This window comes from Endozoicomonas sp. SESOKO3, from assembly GCF_024606255.1.
In genome coordinates, this window is sequence record NZ_JAHHPR010000040.1 from 1 (window position 1) to 4029 (window position 4029).

Below are 4029 nucleotides of genomic sequence, written 5' to 3' on the forward strand. Positions count from 1 at the left end.
CAGTATCTCCAAACTAATGAACGATTTTATTTACAATGACGAAGATTTTGCTGACAAAATCCGGCGTGACCTGGCCAGACAGCTGATTGAAGTGGATAACAAGCTCGAAGAGCTTCAGCTAAAAGAAGCCAAACTCGTCCAGTTTAAAAATCAACTGCAGCAAGCAACGGAAAGAGCCGACGCCAGTGATAAGGAAAAGCAGGAAACACAATATCGCTATCAAGACGCTAAATTTGCGTATGAAACTCTTCGACGCAACATGGAAGAACTGGAAAGCCAGAAGCAGAAACTTGATCAGGAAGTCAAACAAATTCCAAAGCTGGAACAACAACTCCATGATGCCAGACTGGAGGCCAGAAAGACTTACAACTCTGAACTGGCAGCAATGCTTGGCATTGATGACTGGGATGATACCCAGCCACCAGAAGGGCAAGCCAGACGTCTCTTGGAGAAAATTAATGACATGCGTTCAAAGGTTATCGCAACCTATACCGCACCAGAAACATCTGATGAAGAAGCTTTACAAGCAAAACCGGCGGCGTTTGAAGGCATATCAGGTACTACTCCGATCAATGAAGAGGATCTGAGTTACAGCGCTAATGGGCCCGTTCCAAATATAGATAAGACATTAGACGCAACAGGACGGTCCAGTAAAGAAGCTGCAAAGGCAAAACCGGCGGCCATTGAAGGCCGGTCAGGTATTACTCCAGTCAATGAAAACGATCTGATTTACAATGTTCTTGGGCCCATGCTAATTCAGGATGAGACATTATTGGAAGGAGCGAATCCAGAGCAAATTCTTGCTCCCATTGAAAGAGGCTGTGGTCTGGTCCCGGTTGACAAAGCTGACCTGAAGGCTCGTGTCCGGGCCATTAAGGAACACATTGAGCACGTCAACCACCCCAGCTACCTCAGGCAGCAGGATGAACAGGCCAATCAACAAACGGTTCAGCAACAAAGCACCACCCGCACAGAGGCTGAAAAAGCAGCAGCCACCAAAGCTCGCCTTGCACTCATCGCCTCACATTTAAACATGCCGGATTTTGATGACAATACAGATATTGACACACAGCATAAACTTCTGGTCGAGAAGATCAAATCACTAAATGCCTTAACACAAAAACTAACCAAACTGAGTGATGATCAACAGAGCGAGATTAAAACACTTCGCGAAGAGAATACTCGTCAAGAAGAAGATATTGCAAGACTTCGTCCCGCAGAACAGATGTATGCAATTAAGTTTAAGCTGAAGAAGCCAGCAGATTTGGAAGCAGAACTGGAAAGCCTCAGAACACCACGCCACATAGTTAAACCGGAAGTACTTTGGAAACTGGGCGCCGTGGAGAAAGCTCTGAAGATGGATGATTTCGGTGCAGAGGACGATGTCTATTACCGACGCAACGCCATTTCTGAGGCGTTACAGACATCCATCACAAAATTCAGGCAGAGAGCTGAGGAAGACGCGCTGAAGGTACTGAAGACTGCAGAAGAAATATTTGAGATCAAAGTCAATGAAGGTGATGACAACAGAGAAAGACTTCACAGAATTCGTGCAATACTCGACGGCGATGATGTCACCGAAAAAAAACTGGATGATATAGAGAATGCCCTCAGCAAAGAAAAGTTCACGTCCAATTACGAAACAACGGGGACAAAACCTGGAAAGCTTCATGAGCTTCTTACCTTTTTTGTCGAAGACGCAGATGAACGAGTCTTGGCACAGCAGACAAGCATGCTCAAAACTGCAGAGGACGAGCTGGGCATCGCCACGAGTAAAAACCTCGCTGCCATAGAAAGAGGTAAGGATTCCGTTGCTAAACTGGCCGAAAAGCTGCAAGTAGATTTAATAAAAGACGCCAGTCTGGAAGAACAAAAGGGTTCTCTTATAAACAGAATCCAGACGTTAAAGCCTCTGGTAGGCTCACTCTCTGTCGATGAAGAAGGGGTCAAAAGATATAAAAACAATCACATTGCTCGCGTACTCAACATTGAGGACTATAGAGATGATGCCCCAATAGATGATCAGGTCAATCGTATTTTAGAAAAGCTCGCAGAGCTGGAAGCAGTAGCAAACACAGCGGGTCAGCCTGACACTCATGAGCGTATCGAAGCTATCGATGCTGAACTTGACAGGCAAATAGCCCGCCTGGGCCCCAAACCCCGATACACTCTTGATCGTGAGGTGACCAGAGCCAGAAGAGCAGTAGCAGATGCTGAAAGTGAGCTGAAGGCTACTTATCGCAAGCTGGAGAACGTTCGTCGCAAACGACAGATATCTGCCGGTCCTGCTGACGTTAACCCAATCACGGATGAGGACAAGACAACGCCTGATCAGGTAATGAAAAAACTTCAGGCTAATTTAGGCCTGACACCGGTTGACAAGCAAACCACTGAAGAGCGAGTAAACGACATCAGAGATCTTTTACATGGAGAAGATTCAGAGAAACAATATGAAATCGCTCAACAACTGAAAGCTACCACATCAGAACTGAAAATCTCTGTTGACGGTGACCCTGACAGGCTGACAGAAGAGGATTACTTTAATGCCATTGTGACCCACGCGGACACTTATGGTCAGGATGAAGTTGATTATCCAGCGGGCGAACTGCCTGAAACCAGGAGAAAGTACGCTCAGGTCACGAAATTCCTTCATGAGCACGCTTTAAGAGTAATGGAAATGACCCATGCACAGGATGAAGAAAAGCAAGCACAAGAGGAACTGAATACTATAAATCAGGCGATCGACCACTCCAAAGACAGTGATCCGAAAGCTAAAACCAAACTTGAAGACGAAAGAGACGTGCAGGCATTAGTCCTGAAACAAAAAAGAGCAGTCATATCAGAAGCACAAGAAGACCTGGAAGCTCATGTAGCGACTCTTAGAGACCTTGAAGATAACGTGGGCCTCAAGCCAGACCCTACTGCCCACTATACTGACCGGGTTGACGCCCTGAGAAACAAACAGCTGGAGCTGGGAGGGGATGATGGTAGTGGCGGCAAGATTCTGCAGCTGACCGGGGAACAGGACACTCTGAACAGAGAAATAGAAGTCAGGAAATCGGAAATAGATAAATTAAAGAAAGTGCTGCATGCTGCGGAGGAAGCCGCCGAAAATGAAGGTGGTCCCTTCCAGTACACGCCGGGGCAGGCAAGAATACTGGCCGATTTGCACGCCTACATGCAGTCGCACTCCCTCAAAAAACAGGCTCTGGAAGCCGTAATTGGCCTGTCAGAATCGGCAGAACTAAACGGTAAATCGATACCCAATCTTCAGACTTTTGACCTGGACGATGAATTTGCGCCGATTCGCCTGCAGGCCCTGGCCGGGGACAATCTGCCCTTTAATCAGGCCAGTCGGATTGTAGCAGTCTTCAAAGACCTTAAGGCGACGTTCACCTTCGAGCTCGCAGAAGATCAGTCTCTGAATCCTTTGGAAGAAGTCCAGATGCTGGCGAGCCGGGCGAGAATTTACATGAACACCGGGGCACAACAATTCGACGATGAAATCCACGGCATAGGTGAAGCAGCCATTCACTTCATTGAGCATGAACCAGAGGGCCTGAAAAGCTTCTCGGAATACTTCGCTACTCATTCTGCCAGTGGTCACAGGATCATCACTCTGCTGCGTGAAGGTCTGATCAGCAAGGTTGAACTGGAACACTACATGAAGGCCGTCAGAGGTGTCGATGGTTATCAGCTGGTGGATGAGTTTGAGCACTTCATTGGCTATAAACACGGCGTCAGGGTGCCTGAGTTCAGGAAGGTTGTTCAGATGCTGTCCGACAAGGGTGCTGAGGAATTCATGCAGAGTGCCTTTACTCCTGTGACCGTGACCACCAATGGCCCGGCAGGCATGAAAGAATCTTTTGCCGGCATGAAGGAGTATGCCGCTTCTGTGATCGCCAACTACGTTCTTGACGATATTGCCTTTGAAAACGGCCGCAGGACGGCAGCATTCCTGACCAATGTTCAGGATACCCTGACACCTTATGCCAATGCCGTTGGCCTGTCTGAATCAGACCTGATCAA

At 47.6% G+C, this 4029-nt stretch carries 1 protein-coding gene; it reads left to right on the forward strand.

The window, feature by feature from the left end:
- Nucleotides 1-16 precede the first annotated feature (16 nt).
- Nucleotides 17-4029 (forward strand): hypothetical protein (locus KDK18_RS00705; RefSeq protein ID WP_257252467.1); only part of this gene is annotated, 4013 nt, incomplete at its 3' end.